17 protein-coding genes are annotated in these 16,737 nt (G+C 68.1%); 13 read left to right on the top strand and 4 right to left on the bottom strand.

The genetic code is table 11. The features are described 5' to 3' along the window. The first annotated feature begins 4 nt into the window (after positions 1–4). Positions 5–1,729 carry an EAL domain-containing protein gene (locus RAB71_RS10870; protein WP_010341742.1) on the top strand — a complete coding sequence of 575 codons (1,725 nt, stop codon included), beginning with the start codon at positions 5–7 and terminating at the stop codon, positions 1,727–1,729. A 136-nt stretch (positions 1,730–1,865) separates the two neighbouring features. Here RAB71_RS10870 and RAB71_RS10865 read toward each other — a convergent pair whose 3' ends face one another. The 4 genes from RAB71_RS10865 to flgA all read right to left on the bottom strand — a co-directional run bounded on the left by RAB71_RS10865 (position 1,866) and on the right by flgA (position 4,540). Then, a complete protein-coding gene (locus RAB71_RS10865) occupies positions 1,866–3,086 on the bottom strand; it encodes an ATP-binding protein (RefSeq protein WP_010341744.1) in 1,221 nt (406 codons plus the stop codon). An 84-nt stretch (positions 3,087–3,170) separates the two neighbouring features. Further along, positions 3,171–3,515 carry a flagellar protein FlgN gene (locus RAB71_RS10860; protein WP_010341745.1) on the bottom strand — a complete coding sequence of 115 codons (345 nt, stop codon included), beginning with the start codon at positions 3,513–3,515 and terminating at the stop codon, positions 3,171–3,173. Beyond that, positions 3,512–3,829, bottom strand: a complete 318-nt coding sequence (flgM, locus tag RAB71_RS10855; protein ID WP_010341747.1) for a flagellar biosynthesis anti-sigma factor FlgM — start codon at positions 3,827–3,829, stop codon at positions 3,512–3,514. Before flgM ends, RAB71_RS10860 begins: the two co-directional genes overlap by 4 nt. A gap of 66 nt (positions 3,830–3,895) precedes the next feature. Next, positions 3,896–4,540 (bottom strand): flagellar basal body P-ring formation chaperone FlgA, encoded by a 645-nt coding sequence (gene flgA, locus RAB71_RS10850; protein WP_010341748.1) that lies wholly within the window; start codon positions 4,538–4,540, stop codon positions 3,896–3,898. A gap of 113 nt (positions 4,541–4,653) precedes the next feature. Here flgA and RAB71_RS10845 point away from each other — a divergent pair, with 113 nt between their 5' ends. From RAB71_RS10845 to flgL, 12 genes are all read left to right on the top strand, one after another. Beyond that, entirely contained in the window at positions 4,654–5,601 is a 948-nt protein-coding gene (locus RAB71_RS10845) for a chemotaxis protein (RefSeq protein WP_010341750.1), read from the top strand. Positions 5,602–5,754: 153 nt separating this feature from the next. Further along, complete coding sequence (gene flgB, locus RAB71_RS10840) at positions 5,755–6,153, top strand: flagellar basal body rod protein FlgB (protein WP_019800421.1); 399 nt, start codon at positions 5,755–5,757, stop codon at positions 6,151–6,153. 2 nt (positions 6,154–6,155) lie between these two features. Further along, on the top strand, positions 6,156–6,563 hold the full coding sequence (flgC, locus tag RAB71_RS10835) for a flagellar basal body rod protein FlgC (protein ID WP_010341754.1): 408 nt from the start codon (positions 6,156–6,158) through the stop codon (positions 6,561–6,563). A gap of 41 nt (positions 6,564–6,604) precedes the next feature. Further along, complete coding sequence (locus RAB71_RS10830; protein WP_010341755.1) at positions 6,605–7,282, top strand: flagellar hook capping FlgD N-terminal domain-containing protein; 678 nt, start codon at positions 6,605–6,607, stop codon at positions 7,280–7,282. Positions 7,283–7,312: 30 nt separating this feature from the next. Continuing rightward, a complete protein-coding gene (gene flgE, locus RAB71_RS10825; protein WP_010341756.1) occupies positions 7,313–8,536 on the top strand; it encodes a flagellar hook protein FlgE in 1,224 nt (407 codons plus the stop codon). 149 nt (positions 8,537–8,685) lie between these two features. Continuing rightward, positions 8,686–9,441, top strand: a complete 756-nt coding sequence (locus tag RAB71_RS10820) for a flagellar basal body rod protein FlgF (protein WP_010341757.1) — start codon at positions 8,686–8,688, stop codon at positions 9,439–9,441. A 102-nt stretch (positions 9,442–9,543) separates the two neighbouring features. Further along, positions 9,544–10,329 (top strand): flagellar basal-body rod protein FlgG, encoded by a 786-nt coding sequence (gene flgG / locus RAB71_RS10815; RefSeq protein WP_010341758.1) that lies wholly within the window; start codon positions 9,544–9,546, stop codon positions 10,327–10,329. A gap of 23 nt (positions 10,330–10,352) precedes the next feature. Further along, positions 10,353–11,054 (top strand): flagellar basal body L-ring protein FlgH, encoded by a 702-nt coding sequence (flgH, locus tag RAB71_RS10810; RefSeq protein ID WP_010341760.1) that lies wholly within the window; start codon positions 10,353–10,355, stop codon positions 11,052–11,054. An 8-nt stretch (positions 11,055–11,062) separates the two neighbouring features. Then, a complete protein-coding gene (locus tag RAB71_RS10805; protein ID WP_010341762.1) occupies positions 11,063–12,181 on the top strand; it encodes a flagellar basal body P-ring protein FlgI in 1,119 nt (372 codons plus the stop codon). Position 12,182: 1 nt separating this feature from the next. Next, the gene (gene flgJ / locus RAB71_RS10800; RefSeq protein ID WP_010341763.1) at positions 12,183–13,391 is read left to right on the top strand and encodes a flagellar assembly peptidoglycan hydrolase FlgJ; all 1,209 of its coding nucleotides are present in this window, start codon (positions 12,183–12,185) and stop codon (positions 13,389–13,391) included. A gap of 11 nt (positions 13,392–13,402) precedes the next feature. Next, positions 13,403–15,277 carry a flagellar hook-associated protein FlgK gene (gene flgK / locus RAB71_RS10795; RefSeq protein WP_010341764.1) on the top strand — a complete coding sequence of 625 codons (1,875 nt, stop codon included), beginning with the start codon at positions 13,403–13,405 and terminating at the stop codon, positions 15,275–15,277. Further along, complete coding sequence (flgL, locus tag RAB71_RS10790) at positions 15,274–16,479, top strand: flagellar hook-associated protein FlgL (protein ID WP_010341765.1); 1,206 nt, start codon at positions 15,274–15,276, stop codon at positions 16,477–16,479. Before flgK ends, flgL begins: the two co-directional genes overlap by 4 nt. Positions 16,480–16,737 lie beyond the last annotated feature (258 nt).

Raw genomic sequence — 16,737 nt, 5'->3', positions numbered from 1 at the left:
GCCGATGTGGAATCCCGCCAGCGCCGTACCCGTGGACGACGAACTGCCGTCGCGCCTGGGTGCGGGCCATCCCGCCCTGACCGGCATGATCGCCGAGGCGCTCGCCGGCGGGCCGGGGGTGATGTTGCTGCACATCGACATCGACCACTTCGCCTCGATCAACGAGAACATGAGCCCGGAGGTCGGCGACCAGGCGCTGGCGCTGCTGGCGCACCGGCTGCAGGCGCACCTGCGCGGGCGCGGCCTGCTGTGGCGCCACGGCAGCGACGAACTGGTGATGGCGGTACCGCGCACCGCCGACGTACCGCCGCCGGAAGCCTTCGCCGAGGAGATCCGGCAGCAGATCGAACTGCCGCTGTCGGTGCTGCCGTACACCCTGTTCATGACCGGCAAGATCGGCGTGAGCCTGTGCCCGGAACATTCCACGCGCCTGTCGACCCTGCTCGACTTCGCCGAGGACGCGGTCTACCAGGCCGCGCGCGAAGGCGGCAACCTGGTGCGCCTGTATGCCGCCGACGGCCCGCCCAGCGCGCACAGCGAGAGCATCATCTCGCGGCAGATCGTCGACGCCATCCCCAACGGCGAACTGCGCCTGCGCTACCAGCCGATGGTCAGCGCCCGCGACGGTCGTGTGGTGGGCATGGAATCGCTGCTGCGCTGGCAGTCGCCGACCCTGGGCATCCTGGTGCCGGAGCGCTTCATGCGCACCGCCGAGCGCCTGGGCGTGATCGTGCAGATCGGCACCTGGGTGATGGAAGGTGCGCTGCGCCAGGCACGGCTGTGGCGCGACCAGGGCTTCGACGACTTCACCATCGCGGTCAACGTCTCCACGCTGCAGCTGCTGCGCCCGACCTTCTTCAACGAGGTGATGTCGGCGCTGCAGGCGGCCGGGGTACCGCCGCAGATGGTGGTGCTGGAGATCAATGAGAGCGCGCTGACCAACAACGTCAACTTCGTCCACGAGACCCTGGCCAATCTGTGCCGCGAAGGCATCAGCCTGAGCCTGGACAACTTCGGCACCGGCGATTCCAGCCTCAGCGCGCTGGTGCGCTACCCGGTGGACAAGCTGAAGATCGACCGCAGCTTCATCAAGAGCGCGCCGGCCGGCAACCGCGAGGCGGCGATCGCCCGCGCGATCATCGCCATGGGCCACCAGCTGGGCATGGTGGTGATCGCCAACGGCGTCGAGTCGCAGGCGCAGCTCGGCTTCCTGCGCCGCAACGACTGCGACATCTTCCAGGGCTACCTGTTCGGCGAACCGATGTCCGCCGAAGCCGCCGGCATGGCCCTGCGCCGGCGCTACCTGCGCCCGGAATCGTTCACCGAGACCCGCCCGGACCGCACCCTGCTGCTGCTCGACGACGAAGAGAACGTGCTGCGTTCGCTGGTGCGCCTGTTCCGCCGCGACGGCTACCGCATCCTCGCCGCCGGCAACGTCCGCGACGCCTTCGACCTGCTCGCCACCAACGACGTGCAGGTGATCCTGTCCGACCAGCGCATGTCCGACATGAGCGGCACCGAGTTCCTGGGCCGGGTGAAGATGCTCTACCCCGACACCATCCGCCTGGTCCTGTCCGGCTACACCGACCTGGCCACCGTCACGGACGCGATCAACCGCGGCGCGATCTACCGCTTCCTGACCAAGCCCTGGAACGACGACGAACTGCGCGAACACATCCGCCAGGCCTTCCGCACCCACGACGAACAGCGGCGGGATGCGGGGCCCTGAAAAGCCGGGATTCGGCATTGGGGATTAGGGATTCGTAAAAGCGCGGTGTCGGCATTTCATTGACTCGCACGGACGGGAACAGTAAACGCAAAACCGCTTTTGCCAATCCCCAATCCCGAATCCCCAATCCCTGCCGTTATTTCGGCTGCCTAACAGGAATCACGATCCGGAACGTCGAGCCCTCGCCGACGACGCTGCTCACGTCGATGCGGCCGTGGTGCTTGTTGATGATGCCGTAGGAGATCGACAGGCCCAGGCCGGTGCCGCTGCCGACCGGCTTGGTGGTGAAGAACGGGTCGAAGATGCGCTGCAGCAGGTCCGCCGCGATGCCGGCGCCTGAGTCCTTGAACTCGATCCACACCTCTTCGCCGTCCTGGCCGGTGCTGACCACGATGGTGCCGCGCTCGCCGATCGCCTGGCCGGCGTTGAGCAGCAGGTTCATGTACACCTGGTTGAGCTCGGACGGCAGGCACTCCACCAGCGGCAGGTTGCCGTAGTGGCGCTCCAGGGTGACCTTGTACTTGAGCTCGTTCCAGATGATGTTGATCGTCGATTCCAGACCCGAGTGCAGGTCCACCAGCTTCCACGACTCCTCGCGGCCGGAATAGGAGAAGTCCTTCAGGTCGCGGACGATGCGGGTGACCCGCTCGATGCCTTCGCGCGACTCGGCCATCAGTTGCGGCAGGTCGCGGCTGATGAAGTCGATGTCGAAGCGGTTGCGGATATCGTCGATTTCCGGGATCAGCGCCTTCGGATCGGGCGCGCGCAGGGCGCGCTCGTAGGCCTCGATCAGGGTGAACAGGCTGCGCAGGTATTCCTGCAGGCTGCCCAGGTTGGAATGGACGTAGCCGATCGGGTTGTTGATCTCGTGGGCGACGCCGGCGGCGAGCTGGCCGATCGAGGCCATCTTCTCCGACTGCAGCAGTTTTTCCTGGGCGCCGTTGAGGCGCAGATAGGCCTGGCGCAGTTCGGCGTGGCGCTGCTGCAGTTCCTGTTCGTAGTCCTGCTGGCCTTCGATGCCCTGGATCAGCATCAGGTAATGGCCGCCGTCCGCGTCGGCATGAAAGTAAAGATGCGCCAGCACCACGTGCTGTTCGGTCGGCAGGCTGCCGCTCCAGCGGCCGCTGCTGCGCGCCTGCGACAGCGCGTCGCCCGGCAGCCATTGCGCCAGGTGCGCGGCCAGGCCGCCGGTGTCGGCGCCGGAAAGATGGCGGCGTGCGGCGCTGTTGGTCAGCAGCAACTGGCCGTCGGCGCGGAACAGCACCACGCCTTCGTACAAGAGTTCGCTGAGGGCGAGCAGGCTCTCACGCGCGGGCAGGACAAGTGCTGCGTTGGGATTGATTTCGGCGAAATTCACGACAGGCCGTGGGCGATCGATGGATGCCCAATATACGCCGTTGCCGCCGGCGGATGCGCGCCCCGCAGCGGGACGCGTGGCGGCTTACGCGATCGCCAGGGGACGCTGGGCGAGCGGCGTGCTGGACTGGCCGTTGGCGTCGTAGGACGAGGCGCTCTCACTGCGGCCGAGGTGGCGCAGCGCCCAGTTGACCTCGCGCCGGCGCCGCGACAGCAGCGCGCCGTTGGCGCGGTTGGCGTCGGCCAGTTCGCGCAGCCGCAGTTCGGCTTCGGCGCCGGCAGGCACGTCGGCCTCCAGAGCGCGCAGTGCCGCCAGCTTGGCGCTGGTCGCCTGCATGAGGCCTTCCACGTTGTGATCCAACAACGCCTGGCGCTCGCCGGCGAGCGCGTCGCTGAGCTGCTGCAGGGGGTTGGTCACCGGCGTGTTCATGCGCTGAGTTGCCGATCCATGTCGATCATGCGGCTGGCGATCGCGTCGGGGTTGATCTTGTAGCTGCCGTTCTGCAGCGACGAGCGCACGGCCTCGACGCGGCTGCTGTCCACCGCCGGCGCGGCCGAGAGCTGGCGTTGCAGGGTCTGCAGGCCGGAGGCCTCGCCGGTCAGGCGCAGGCTGTCGGTGGCTGCGGCCGCACCGACCGCACGGTCCTTGCCTTCCTCGGACGCGCCGGAGGCGGCCTTGGTCGAGACGGACGAGGTGCGAAGGGTGGCCGGGCTCGGCAAATTCCCTTCAATTTTCTGTGTCATGGCGGAAATCCTGTTACGGGTTCGGTGTAGGTAACGGCACAGCGTCGGAGAACTTTAGCCGGATTCTTAGCGCGTCACTAAAACGTCGCCATTTTGTGACACAGTTCCCTGAACGATGCGCTTGGACGACAGGTTTTCGACGGTCACCCGCTCGTTTTCGCCTGCATCGCCCAATGCACGGCCGGACATGCGCACTTCCAGGCCACCGCTGCGTGCCACCAGCGCCACATTGTCGCCGCGCCGGACCAGCCGCTGCGCGACCAGGTCGGTGGCGGACAACAAGGTGCCGGCCGGCAGGGTTCGCCGCACCACCTTGCCGATCGCCGCCTCCGGCTCGGTCATCGCGGCGCCGACGATGCGCGCCGCGTCGCGCTTCTCGGGGACGATATCGGCCGCGCCGATGCTTTCTCCAGCGGACAGGCCGCGCGCCAGCACCAGGACATGCTGCATGCGCCGCACCTTGACCGGCACGAACAGCCGCCAGCCGGTGTCGCGCGGACAGCTCACCTCCACGGTGGTGGTCCCGGTCGGCTGGGCCTGCAACGGCACCGGGCACAGCGGCACCCTGACCGACGGGTCCAGGGTCGCCTCGGCATCGGCGTCGGGCCCGGCCAGGGACAGCGCCGCGGCGCGGATCGAATCCACCGACTGGAAGTCCGCGGCCCAGGCCGGCGTCGCCGCCAGCAGGACCAGCAATAGGATCGGGCGCATCGCCGTCTCTCTGGGAAAGGTCGCCAGCACCATGCAAAGGCCGTGCCGCAAACCGAACGTCCAATGCGGGAGGCGCCCTCAAGTTCCGCCGCGAGGGCGCCGATATGAACGCCATGAGTCATGACCTTCTCAACCGAATCGACCAGCGCACCCGCTTGGCGGGCCACAACCGGCTTGCCCTGCTGCTGTTCCGGCTGGGCGGTCGTCAGCTTTTTGGCGTGAACGTCTTCAAGGTGCAGGAAGTGCTGCGCCGGCCGGAGCTGTTCCAGGTGCCCGGGCTGCCGCTGCAATTCTCCGGCGTCGCCGACGTGCGCGGGCGCTCGGTGCCGGTGCTCGACCTGGGCCTGGCCATCGGCCACCCGGAGCGCGAGCCGAACGCGGACACCGCGCCAGGCTATCTGGTGGTGACCGAGTTCAACCGCTCGGTGCAGGGCTTCCTGGTCAGCGGCGTGGAACGCATCGTCAACATCGCGGTGGAAGACATCCATCCGCCGCCGGAACTGGGCGCCGAATCCAGCTACCTGACCGCGGTGACCCGCTTCCAGGGCGAGCTGATCCAGGTGATCGACGTGGAAAGCGTGCTGGCCGACATCGCCCAGACCCGGGTCGAGGCCAACCTGGACCCGTCGCTGGCGCTGACCGGCCCGCAGCTGCAGGTGCTGGTGGTCGACGACTCGCGGGTGGCGCGGCAGCAGATCCGCAGCGTGCTGGACCAGCTCGGGGTCGCCGCGACCCTGCTCTCGGACGGCCGCCAGGCGCTGGACCATCTCTTGCAGATCCACGCCGCCGGGGAGAATCCGGCCGAGCGCTACGCCATGGTGATCTCCGACATCGAGATGCCGGCGATGGACGGCTATACGCTGACGACGGAAATCCGCCGCCATGCCGGCCTGTCCGGCCTGTACGTGCTGTTGCACACCTCGCTGTCGGGCGTGTTCAACAATGCGATGGTCGAGCGCGTGGGCGCCAACGCCTTCGTCGCCAAGTACAGCCCCAACGAGCTGGCCGAGTACGTCCTGGCCCGGCTGCGGGTGGTGGCGGCAGCGCAAGCGGCCGCCTGACCCGGGCGCCGCGCCTGGCTGCGCGGCCTGCCTGACTAATGGAGCGCGGGCGCTCCCCGCCTCCCTAGGCAACCCTCTGATCTCACGGGCCTTGCGCCCGGCTTTGGCACGCGCCTTGCCTGTGGTTTCGGCAACGAACCGCGGGATCGTGCCATGTCCAATCCGATCACAGGCTATTTCGGCGTCCACGGCGACGCCCTGCCGCTGCGCGAGCAGCGGATGAAGCTGATCGCCAGCAACCTCAGCAACGTCGACACGCCCGGGTACAAGGCCCAGGACCTGGACTTCGATGCTGCGATGCGCGCCGCGCAGGGACAGCGCGAGGGCACCCAGCTCGCGGTGGACGACAGCCGCCACATCGCCGTCGGTGGCGATGGGCTGAACCCGTTCCAGGTCACCCGGGCCGCCAGCCAGCCGAGCATGGACGGCAACACCGTCGATCCGGACGCCGAACGCGCCGCCTACGGTCGCGCCGCGCTGGAGTACCGCGCGTCGCTGAGCTTCATCGAGTCAAAGGTGCGCACCATGCTCACCGCGATCACGGGCCAATAAGCATGAGCAATCTGCCGATCTTCGACGTCGCCGGCTCTGCGCTGCAGGCACAGTCGGTGCGCATGAGCACCATCGCCAGCAACCTGTCCAATGCCGATTCGGTGGCCGGTTCGGCGGAGGCGGCCTACAAGCCGATCGAGCCGATCTTCCAGGCAGTGCGCAACCCGCACGACAGCAGCCTGACCTCGGTCAACGTCAAGGAAATCGCGACGACCAACGCGCCGCCGATCAAGCGCTACGAACCCGGCCATCCGCTTGCCGATTCCGAGGGCTACATCTATTCGCCCGATGTGGATCCGGTCTCGCAGATGGTCAACCTGATCTCCGCCTCGCGCAATTACCAGGCCGGCGTGGAGGTCCTCAACACCGCCAAGGAACTGGCGCTGGCCACTCTGACCATGGGCCGCTGATCCGCCCTCCCTCCGCCGCGTCACGTCCCAGGACCGCTTCCATGACCAGCGTCACCAGCTCCACCGACACCACCTATTCCAGTCTGGGCCTGAGCGCCTCGAGCAACACCAGCACCACCAGCGGCAAGGCGCTGCAGCAGGCCGACTTCCTCAAGCTGATGACCGAGCAGCTGCAGCACCAGGATCCGCTCAAGCCGATGGACAACAGCCAGATGGTCGCGCAGATGGCGCAGCTGTCCACCGTGCAGGGCATCGGCGACCTCAACAAGACCGTCACCGCGCTGTCCTCGTCGATGAGCACCGACCAGGTGCTGCGCGGCGCCAACTTGATCGGGCACAAGGTGCTGGTGCCATCGGCGACGCTGCCGCTGGCCGCCGAGGGCAGCACCGGCGGCCTGGTCGCGGCCAAGGCCGCCGGCGTGGTCGACGTCACCGTCAGCGATGCCAATGGCCAGCCGATCAAGAAGATCAGCCTGACCGCCGACAAGGCCGGCCAGCTCGATTTCGCCTGGGACGGCACCGACGCCAGCGGCAAGCGCATGCCGGCCGGCAGCTACAGCATCACCGCTGGGCAGACCGATGCCCAGGGCAACCAGTTGTCCCTGTCCACCTACGTCCAGGCGCCGGTCGAGAGCGCCATCATCGGATCGGACGGCATCTATCTCGACCTGACCGGGCTCGGCACCACGCCGCTGACCAACGTCCTCCGCGTCAGCTAATCCCGCGCCGACCATCCACAGGAGTCCACCATGGGTTTCAACACATCGCTGTCCGGCCTCAGGGCGGCCAATACCGACCTCAACGTCACCGCCAACAACATCGCCAACGCCAACACGACCGGCTTCAAGGGCTCGCGCGCCGAGTTCGCCGACCAGTTCACGCTCAACGGCTACGGCCTGGCACGCAACGCGGTGGGCTCGGGCGTGCGCGTCAGCAACGTCGCCCAGCAGTTCTCGCAGGGCACCATCGATCCGACCGGGCGCAGCCTGGACCTGGCCATCTCCGGCTCCGGCTTCTTCACCCTGTCCAACAACGGCGCCCGCGTGTATTCGCGCGCCGGCAACTTCCAGACCGACGCCAACGGCTATGTGGTCAATCCGCAGGGCGCGCGGCTGCAGGTGTTCCCGCCGGCGAGCAACGGCAACGGCTTCGCCGCCGGCACCCTGACCGACCTGCAGCTGCTGACCACCGACAGCCCGCCCAAGCAGACCAGCACGGTCAACCTGACCTTCACCCTCCCCGGCAACACCCAGCCGCCGACGGTGACCACGTTCGATCCGAACGACGCCAACAGCTACAACAACTCCAGCGGCGGCACCACGGTCTACGACTCGCTGGGCGTGGCCCACGTGCAGACCTCGTACTTCGTCAAGACCTCCACGCCGAACCAGTGGACCGTCTACAACTACGTCGACGGCGTCGCTGCGGGCGGTGCCAGCACGCTGCAGTTCTCCGACAGCGGCGCGCTGGTCAGCCCGGCCGACGGCAAGATCGCGCTGGGCACCTTCACCCCCTCCACCGGCGCCGGCACCCTGTCGCTGAACCTGAATGTATTCGGGTCCACCCAGTACGGCGAAACCTTCGCCCTGCGCGGCGCGACCCAGGACGGCTACGCCAGCGGCAAGCTCAACTCGATCAGCATCGACGAAAAGGGCATCGTCTACGCGCGCTACTCCAACAACGCCGACAAGGCGCTGGGCCAGATCGCGGTGACCAACTTCGTCAACCCGCAGGGCCTGAGCTCGCTCGGCGACAACGCCTGGGCGGAAAGCTCGGCCTCGGGCATCGCCCGCACCGGTTCGCCGGCGACTTCGGACTTCGGCAGCGTGCAGTCCGGCGCACTGGAATCGTCCACCGTCGACCTGACCGAGCAGCTGGTCAACATGATCGTGGCCCAGCGCAACTTCCAGGCGAACTCGCAGGTGATCTCGACCCAGGATCAGGTCACGCAGACGATCATCAATATGCGTTAAGGCTGGGATTGGTGATTCGGGATTGGTGATTCGCCGCCGCTGGCGCCCGTCAACCGGGCGCCAGCCCAAGCCGCCACTTCCCCGATAGTCTGCGGTATCCCCGCTTTTTCGAATCCCGAATCCCTTCTCCCGAATCACGGCCCACACCCATGGACAAAGCCCTCTACGTCGCCATGACCGGCGCCCGCGCGTCGCTGCAGGCGCAGGCCACCGTGTCGCACAACCTGGCCAACGTCGAGACCTCCGGGTTCAAGGCGGCGCTGGCCAATACCGAGGCGTATCGGATTCCCGGCGCCGGTTATCCGTCGCGGATCGATGCGCTGCACATCGACCAGGGCTTCAACCGCGACGTCGGCGCGCAGCACCAGACCGGCAATCCGCTGGATCTGTCGCTGGATGCCGACCGCTGGCTGGCGGTGCAGTCCGCCGACGGCAAGGAGGCGTACACGCGCGGCGGCGAATTGGCGCTGACCCCGAACGGCCAGCTGGTCACCGCCAGCGGCCATGCGGTGCTCGACGACCAGGGCAATCCGGTGTCGATCCCGCCGCACCAGTCGCTGGAGATCGGTAACGACGGCACGGTGTCGATCGTGCCGCTGGGCGAAGCGCCCACCGCGATGAGCACCGTCGCCACCTTGAAGGTGGTGCAGGCGCCGGCGGACCAGCTCACCCGCCGGCCCGACGGCCTGATGCGCAACGTCAGCGACGATCCGGCCAAGGCCTTTGCGCCCGCCACCGGCAATTCGCTGCGGACCGGCGTGCTCGAGGGCAGCAACGTCGATGCCGCCGGCGCGCTGGTGCAAATGATCCAGTTGCAGCGCCAGTTCGAAATGCAGGTCAAGGTCATCAAGAACGGCGACGAGAACGCGCAGTCGGCGAACACGCTGCTGCGTCTGAACGGCTAAGGCGGGCCTCGGCGCCAGCGGCGCCGGTTTGGCACGGCACATGCATCACTCCCTGCGCCCCCGGCGCGTCGTGCCGGGGCCACCATCAGAGGAACTCGGGTCATGAATCAGGCTTTGTGGGTCGCCAAGACCGGACTGGATGCGCAGCAGACGCGCATGTCGGTCGTCTCCAACAACCTGGCCAACACCAACACCACCGGTTTCAAGCGCGACCGCGCCAACTTCGAGGACCTGCTGTACCAACAGCTGCGGCAGCCCGGCGGCGCCAGTTCCTCGCAGACGCAGCTGCCCTCGGGCTTGCAGATCGGTACCGGCGTGCGCGTGGTCGCCACCGCCAAGGATTTCGAGCAGGGCAGCCAGCAGCAGACCGACCGCGCTCTGGACGTGATGGTCAACGGCCGCGGCTTCTTCGAAGTGCAGATGCCGGACGGCACCTCGGCCTACACCCGCGACGGCAGCTTCCAGATCGATGCGCAGGGCCAATTGGTCACCAACAGCGGCTACCCGATCCAGCCCGGCATCCAGATCCCGGAAGGCGCGCAGTCGGTGACCATCGGCTCCGACGGCACGGTGAGCGTGCAGGTCGCCGGCACCGCCGCGGCGCTGCAGGTCGGCTCGCTGACCCTGACCGACTTCATCAATCCCTCCGGCCTGCAGGCCCAGGGCCAGAACCTGTACGTGGAAACCGCCGCGTCCGGCCCGGCCACCAACGGCACGCCCGGCCTCAACGGCCTCGGCAAGATCGCCCAGGGCGCGCTGGAAGGCAGCAACGTCAATGTGGTGGAAGAGCTGGTGAGCATGATCGAGACCCAGCGCGCCTACGAGATGAACGCCAAGGCCATCTCCACCACCGACTCGATGCTCGGCTATCTGAACAACAACGTCTGATCCCCTCGCCTCCGGAATCCGCCATGTCGCGCCTGTCCTCTCTCTCCTTCTCCGCCGCGCTGCTGCTGCCGGTCCTGCTCGGCGGTTGCGCCGGCCTGGGCGTGGCCGCCGGCGACGTGCGCCCGTACGCGCCGATGGCGCCGATCACGCCGGTGATGGCGCCGCAGGCCCAGCCCACCGCCGGTGCGATCTACGCCGCCGGCCCCGGCCTGCAGCTGTATTCGGACCGTCGCGCCCGCGACGTCGGCGACCTGCTGACCATCACCCTGGTCGAAAGCACCAACGCCAGCAGCACCGCCAACACCAGCATCAGCAAGAAGGATGCGGTGACCATGGCCACGCCGACCCTGCTCGGCGCGCCGCTGACCGTCAACGGCACCAACATCCTCAACAACGCCACCAGCGGCGACCGCAGCTTCGCCGGCAAGGGCAACACCGCGCAGAGCAACACCATGCAGGGCAGCATCACCGTGACCGTGATGCAGCGCCTGCCCAACGGCAACCTGGTGATCCAGGGCCAGAAGAACCTGCGCCTGAATCAGGGCGACGAACTGGTGCAGGTGCAGGGCGTGGTCCGCGCCGCCGATATCGCCCCGGACAACACCATTCCCTCCAGCAAGGTGGCCGAGGCGCGCATCGCCTACGGCGGCCGCGGCGCGGTCGCGCAGTCCAACGCGATGGGCTGGCTGAGCCGCTTCTTCAACTCGCGCATCTCGCCGTACTGAGGCCCGCCATGAACGTCCTGTCCCTGCCCTGCCGCCTGCTCGCCGCCGTCGCCCTGTGCGCCGGCCTGGCCGCCCCGGCCGCAGCCGAACGCATCAAGGACCTGGCCCAGGTCGGCGGCGTGCGCAACAACGCGCTGGTCGGCTATGGCCTGGTGGTCGGCCTGGACGGCAGCGGCGACCGCACCAGCCAGGCGCCCTTCACCGTGCAGAGCCTGAAGAACATGCTCGGCGAGCTGGGCGTCAACGTGCCGTCCAACGTCAACCCGCAGCTGAAGAACGTGGCCGCGGTGGCGATCAGCGCACAACTGCCGGCGTTCGCCAAGCCGGGCCAGACCATCGACATCACCGTCTCCTCGATCGGCAACGCCATCTCGCTGCGCGGCGGTACCTTGCTGATGGCGCCGCTGAAGGGTGCCGACGGCCAGGTCTATGCGGTCGCCCAGGGCAACCTGGTGGTCGGCGGCTTCGGCGCGCAGGGCAAGGACGGTTCGCGGATCTCGGTGAACGTGCCCAGCGTCGGCCTGATTCCCAATGGCGCGACCGTGGAACGCGCGCTGCCGGACGTGTTCGGCAACACCGGCGAGATCACCCTGAACCTGCACCAGCCCGATTTCACCACGGTCTCGCGCATGGTCTCGGCGCTGGAGAGCACCTTCGGCCCCGGCAGCGCGCATGCGGTGGACGGCTCCACCGTGGCGGTGCGTTCGCCCACCGACCAGAGCGCGCGCATCGGCCTGCTGGCACGCATCGAGAACGTCGAGCTGTCGCCGGGCGCGGCGCCGGCCAAGGTGGTGGTCAACGCACGCACCGGCACGGTGGTGATCGGCTCGCAGGTGCGGGTCAGCCCGGCGGCGATCTCGCACGGCTCGCTGACGGTGACCATCAGCGAAGGCACCCAGGTCAGCCAGCCCAATGCACTGAGCGGCGGCCAGACCGTGGCCACGCCCAAGTCCACCATCACCGCCACCAACGAAGGCAGCCGCATGTTCAAGTTCGAGGGCGGCACCTCGCTGGATCAGATCGTGCGGGCGGTCAACGAGGTCGGCGCCGCGCCTGGCGACCTGATCGCGATTCTGGAAGCGCTCAAGCAGGCCGGTGCCCTGAGCGCGGAGCTGGAGGTGATCTGACATGCGTATCTCGGCCGCTCCCTTCGACCTGCACGCCTCTACCCAGAACGATCCGGCCAAGATCGACAAGGTCTCGCGCCAGCTCGAAGGGCAGTTCGCCAACATGCTGGTCAAGAGCATGCGCGAGGCCAGCTTCGGCAATTCGCTGTTCCCGAACGAGAACCAGACCTTCCGCGACATGTACGACCAGCAGCTGGCCAAGGGCCTGACCGACGGCAAGGGGCTGGGCCTGCGGGCGATGATCGCCAAGCAGCTCGGCGGCGGGCAGACGACCGAGACCGGCACGCCGAACACCGCGCTGGACGCCGCCAAGGCGGCCAAGGCCTACTCGCTGGTGTCCGGCCAGTCGAGCAATGGCCCGATGCCGCTGCAGGGCGAGGCCGCGCTCGCCAGCGGTGCCGCGGCCGGCGCCGGCGTCGGCCCGTGGAGCGGCACCGACGCGACCGCCTCCCCGCAGCAGCAGGTGCTGGACATGATCGCCGGCCGCGAGAGCAGCGCCATGCACCAGGCCATCGGCAGCAGCCCGGCCGACGGTAGCGCCGGCCTGTCCTGGGCCGGTGCCGACGACCGCTGGTCGAACGTGCAGGCGTCGGCCGACAGCAGCACCGCCATCGATCCCAGCGCCGCCGCGGCCGCCAACGCCGCCGCGGCCAGCCTCGGCGAGCGCACCCCGGAAGGCTTCGTCGCCAAGATCTGGAACCATGCGCAGAAGGCCGCGCAGGAACTGGGCGTGGACGCGCGCGCCTTGGTCGCGCAGGCCGCGCTGGAAACCGGCTGGGGCCGCCGCGGCATCTCGCGCGGCGACGGCGCCAGTTCCAACAACCTGTTCGGGATCAAGGCCACCGGCTGGGACGGCGATCGCGTGACCACCGGCACCCACGAGTACGTGGACGGGGTCAAGCAGTCGCAAACCGCCGATTTCCGCGCCTATTCCTCGCCGGCGGAGAGCTTCGCCGACTACGTGCGCCTGCTGAAGACCAATCCGCGTTACCAGCAGGCGTTGAGGGCCGGCACCGACATCCGCGGTTTCGCCCAGGGCCTGCAGCGCGCCGGCTACGCCACCGACCCGGCCTACGCGGCCAAGATCGCCGCCATCGCCGGCGGCCCGACCATCGGCCGCGCGGTCGCCGCGATCGGCAGCGCCGCCGCCGGCGGCATCGAACGCGTGCTGGCCAGCACCGTCGATTCGTCCGGCCTCGTGCGCCGTTGAGGTAGCCGCCCATGTCCATCCTCTCCACCGGTACCGGCGCCCTGCTCGCCTTCCAGCGGGCCCTGTCCACGGTCAGCCACAACGTCGCCAACATCAACACCGACGGCTACAGCCGGCAGCGGACGACGTTCGCGACCACGGTTCCCAGCCAGTACGGCAGCGAGTTCATCGGCAACGGCACCCAGATCACCGACGTCTCCCGCGTCGCCGACCAGCTGGCGATCTCGCGCCTGTTCGACAGCACCGGCGAAGTCGCGCGGCTGAAGCAGCTCTCCAGCATGTCCAGCCGGGTCGACGGCCTGTTCTCGGACAAGGCCACCAGCATCGCCGGGCAGTGGTCGAACTTCTTCGACGCCACCAGCGGCCTGTCCTCCGACGCCTCGGCCAGCGCCAACCGGCAGAACCTGCTGGACGCCGGCAGCTCGCTGGTGACCCGCTTCAAGCAACTCAACGGCCAGCTCGACTCGCTCGGCAGCGAGGTCAACAACGGCCTGCTGGCCGGCACCGCCGAAGCCAACCGCCTGGCCACCGAGATCGCCAAGCTCAACGGCCAGATCGGCTCGAATGCGAACGCCGCCGCACCGGACCTGCTCGACCGCCGCGACCAGATGATCAGCCAGCTGATCGGCTACACCGGCGGCAGCGTCATCCAGCAGGACGGCGGGATGATGAACGTCTACACCTCCGGCGGCCAGGCGATGGTGGTCGGCACCAACGCCTCGACCCTGGTCACCAGCCCCGATCCGTACCAGCCGGAAAAACTGCAGATCGCGCTGAAGACGCCCGGCGGCTCGACGCCGCTCGACAGCAAGGCGCTGGGCGGGCAGATCGGCGGCTTCCTGGAGTTCCGCAGCACCGTCCTGGATCCGACCAAGGCCGAACTCGGCCGCATCGCCACCGGCCTGGCCAGCAGCTACAACGCGCAGCACCACGCCGGCATGGACCTGTACGGGCAGATGGGCGGCGACTTCTTCAATCTGCCGCCGCCGACCGTGGTCGGCAACAGCGCCAACACCGGCACGGCCACCTTCACCGCCAGCGTCAGCGACCTGAGCAAGCTCGACGGGCAGAACCTGCTGCTGACCTACAACGGCACCAGTTGGAACGCCAGCCGCGCCGACACCGGCGCCAGCGTCGCCATGACCGGTTCCGGCACCAGCGCCGACCCGTTCGTGGTCAACGGTGTGACCCTGCAGGTGTCCGGCACCGCCGCCAGCGGCGACAAGTTCCTGCTGCAGCCCACCGCCAATGCCATCAACAAGCTGTCCGTGGCCATCACCGACCCCTCGCGCATCGCCGCGGCCACGCCGATCCAGGCCAGCGCCACGCTGAGCAACCTGGGCACCGGCAAGGTCAGCAACGTCGCCGCCACCGACGCCAGCAACGCCAACCTGCTGACGCCGGCGAACATCAGCTTCATCGATTCCACCCATTACTCGATCAACGGCGGCGCGGCGCAGACCTACACCGCCGGGCAGACCATCAGCGCCAACGGCTGGAGCCTGACCATGGACGGCGTCCCGTCCGCCGGCGACAGCTTCGCGGTGGGCCCGACCGGAGTCGGCTCGAGCAACAACGGCAACGCCCTGCTGATGTCCAACCTGGACGATGCCAAGGCGTTCAACGGCGGCACCATCACCCTCAACGGCGCGGTGGCCGGCCTGACCACCACGGTCGGCTCGGCGGCGCGCCAGGCCAAGTACGCGGCCGACGCGCAGGACGTGATCCAGAGCAGCGCCCAGGACGCGCGCGACTCGCTGTCCGGCGTCAACCTCGACGAGGAAGCGGCGGACATGCTGCGGCTGCAGCAGGCCTACCAGGCGGCCTCGCGCCTGATCTCCACCGCCGACACCCTGTTCCAGTCCATCCTGAGCGCGGTCCGATGAGCAATCGCATCTCCAGCGGCATGATCTTCAATCAGTCGCTCAACACCATGCTCGGCAAGCAGGCGACGATCTCGCACCTGCAGCAGCAACTCTCTACCGGCCAGCGCATCGTCAGCGCGGCCGACGACCCGGTCGCCGCCGGCACCGCGGTCAGCCTGGATCGCACGGTGGCGGCGCTGGCGCGCTTCGGCGACAACGCCACCAACGTGCAGAACCGGCTCAACCTGCAGGAGAACTCGCTGTCGCAGGCCGGCGACCTGATGGCCCGGGTCAAGGATCTGACGGTGGAAGCCAATAGTTCGGCGCTGACCACCCCCGACCGCAAGGCCATCGCCGCGGAACTGAAGACCCTGCACGACAGCCTGCTGAGCCTGTCCAACAGCACCGACGGCTCGGGCCGCTACCTGTTCGGCGGCACCGCCGACGACTCCGCCCCGTTCGCCGTGGTCTCCGGCAACGTGGTCTACAGTGGCAACCAGACCCAGCGCAGCGTGGAGATCGCGCCGGATACCAAGGTCTCCGATACCCTGCCCGGCAGCGAGATCTTCATGCGCGTGCCCACCGGCGACGGCACCGTCGACGCGCATGCGGCCGCCGGCAACACCGGCACCGGCCTGCTGCTGGACTTCAGCCGCGACAGCTCCGGCAGCGCCTGGAACGGCGGCAGCTACAGCGTGGTGTTCACTGCCGCCACCACCTACGAGGTGCGCGACAGCAGCGGCACGGTGGTCAACACCGGTACCTACGCCGCCGGAGAGAGCATCGGCCTGCCCGGCCTGAAGATGCGCGTGGACGGCGCCCCCGCGGCCGGCGACAGCTTCCAGATCGGTCCATCGACCACCAAGGACGTGTTCTCCACCATCAGCAACCTGGTCAACCTGCTCAATACCGATCCGATCACCCCGACGGCCAAGGCGGCGCTGCAGAACGGACTGCAATCGTCGATGCGCGACATCACCCAGGCCTCGTCGAAGATGATCGACGCGCGCGCCGCCGGCGGCGCCCAGCTCGCGGCGATCGACAACGCCACCGACCTGCGCGCCTCCAACGACGTCACCCTGAAGACCACCCTGTCCTCGCTGCGCGACCTCGACTACGCCCAGGCGATTTCCCAGTACCAACTGGAACAGTCGGCGCTGAAAGCGGCACAGACCATCTTCACCCAGATGCAGAAGATGTCGCTGTTCGACCGGCTCGGCTAAACAGGCGATATACCGGATATACCAAAAGGCCCGGAGCGCGGCGACGCCTCCGGGCCTTTTCCGTTATACAAAAGACCGCCATCGCCGCTGGATAAGTAGACAACGCGCAGGCAGCCCTAAAGTTTGCCGAAGTGCGGCCGAGAAAGGCTCTCCGCGGTGTTCCAGGTGTTTTGCGCATCGCCGGAACGGCAAATTTTCTGCAGTAAATCGCTAAAGGTTGCGCGCCTGTCGCCGTTACTTATATCACCAGCCGCACTG

Origin of the sequence: Xanthomonas sacchari (assembly GCF_040529065.1) — a bacterium.
Classification (GTDB): Bacteria; Pseudomonadota; Gammaproteobacteria; order Xanthomonadales; family Xanthomonadaceae; genus Xanthomonas_A; species Xanthomonas_A sacchari.
This window is presented reverse-complemented; position numbering and strand designations above follow the sequence as displayed.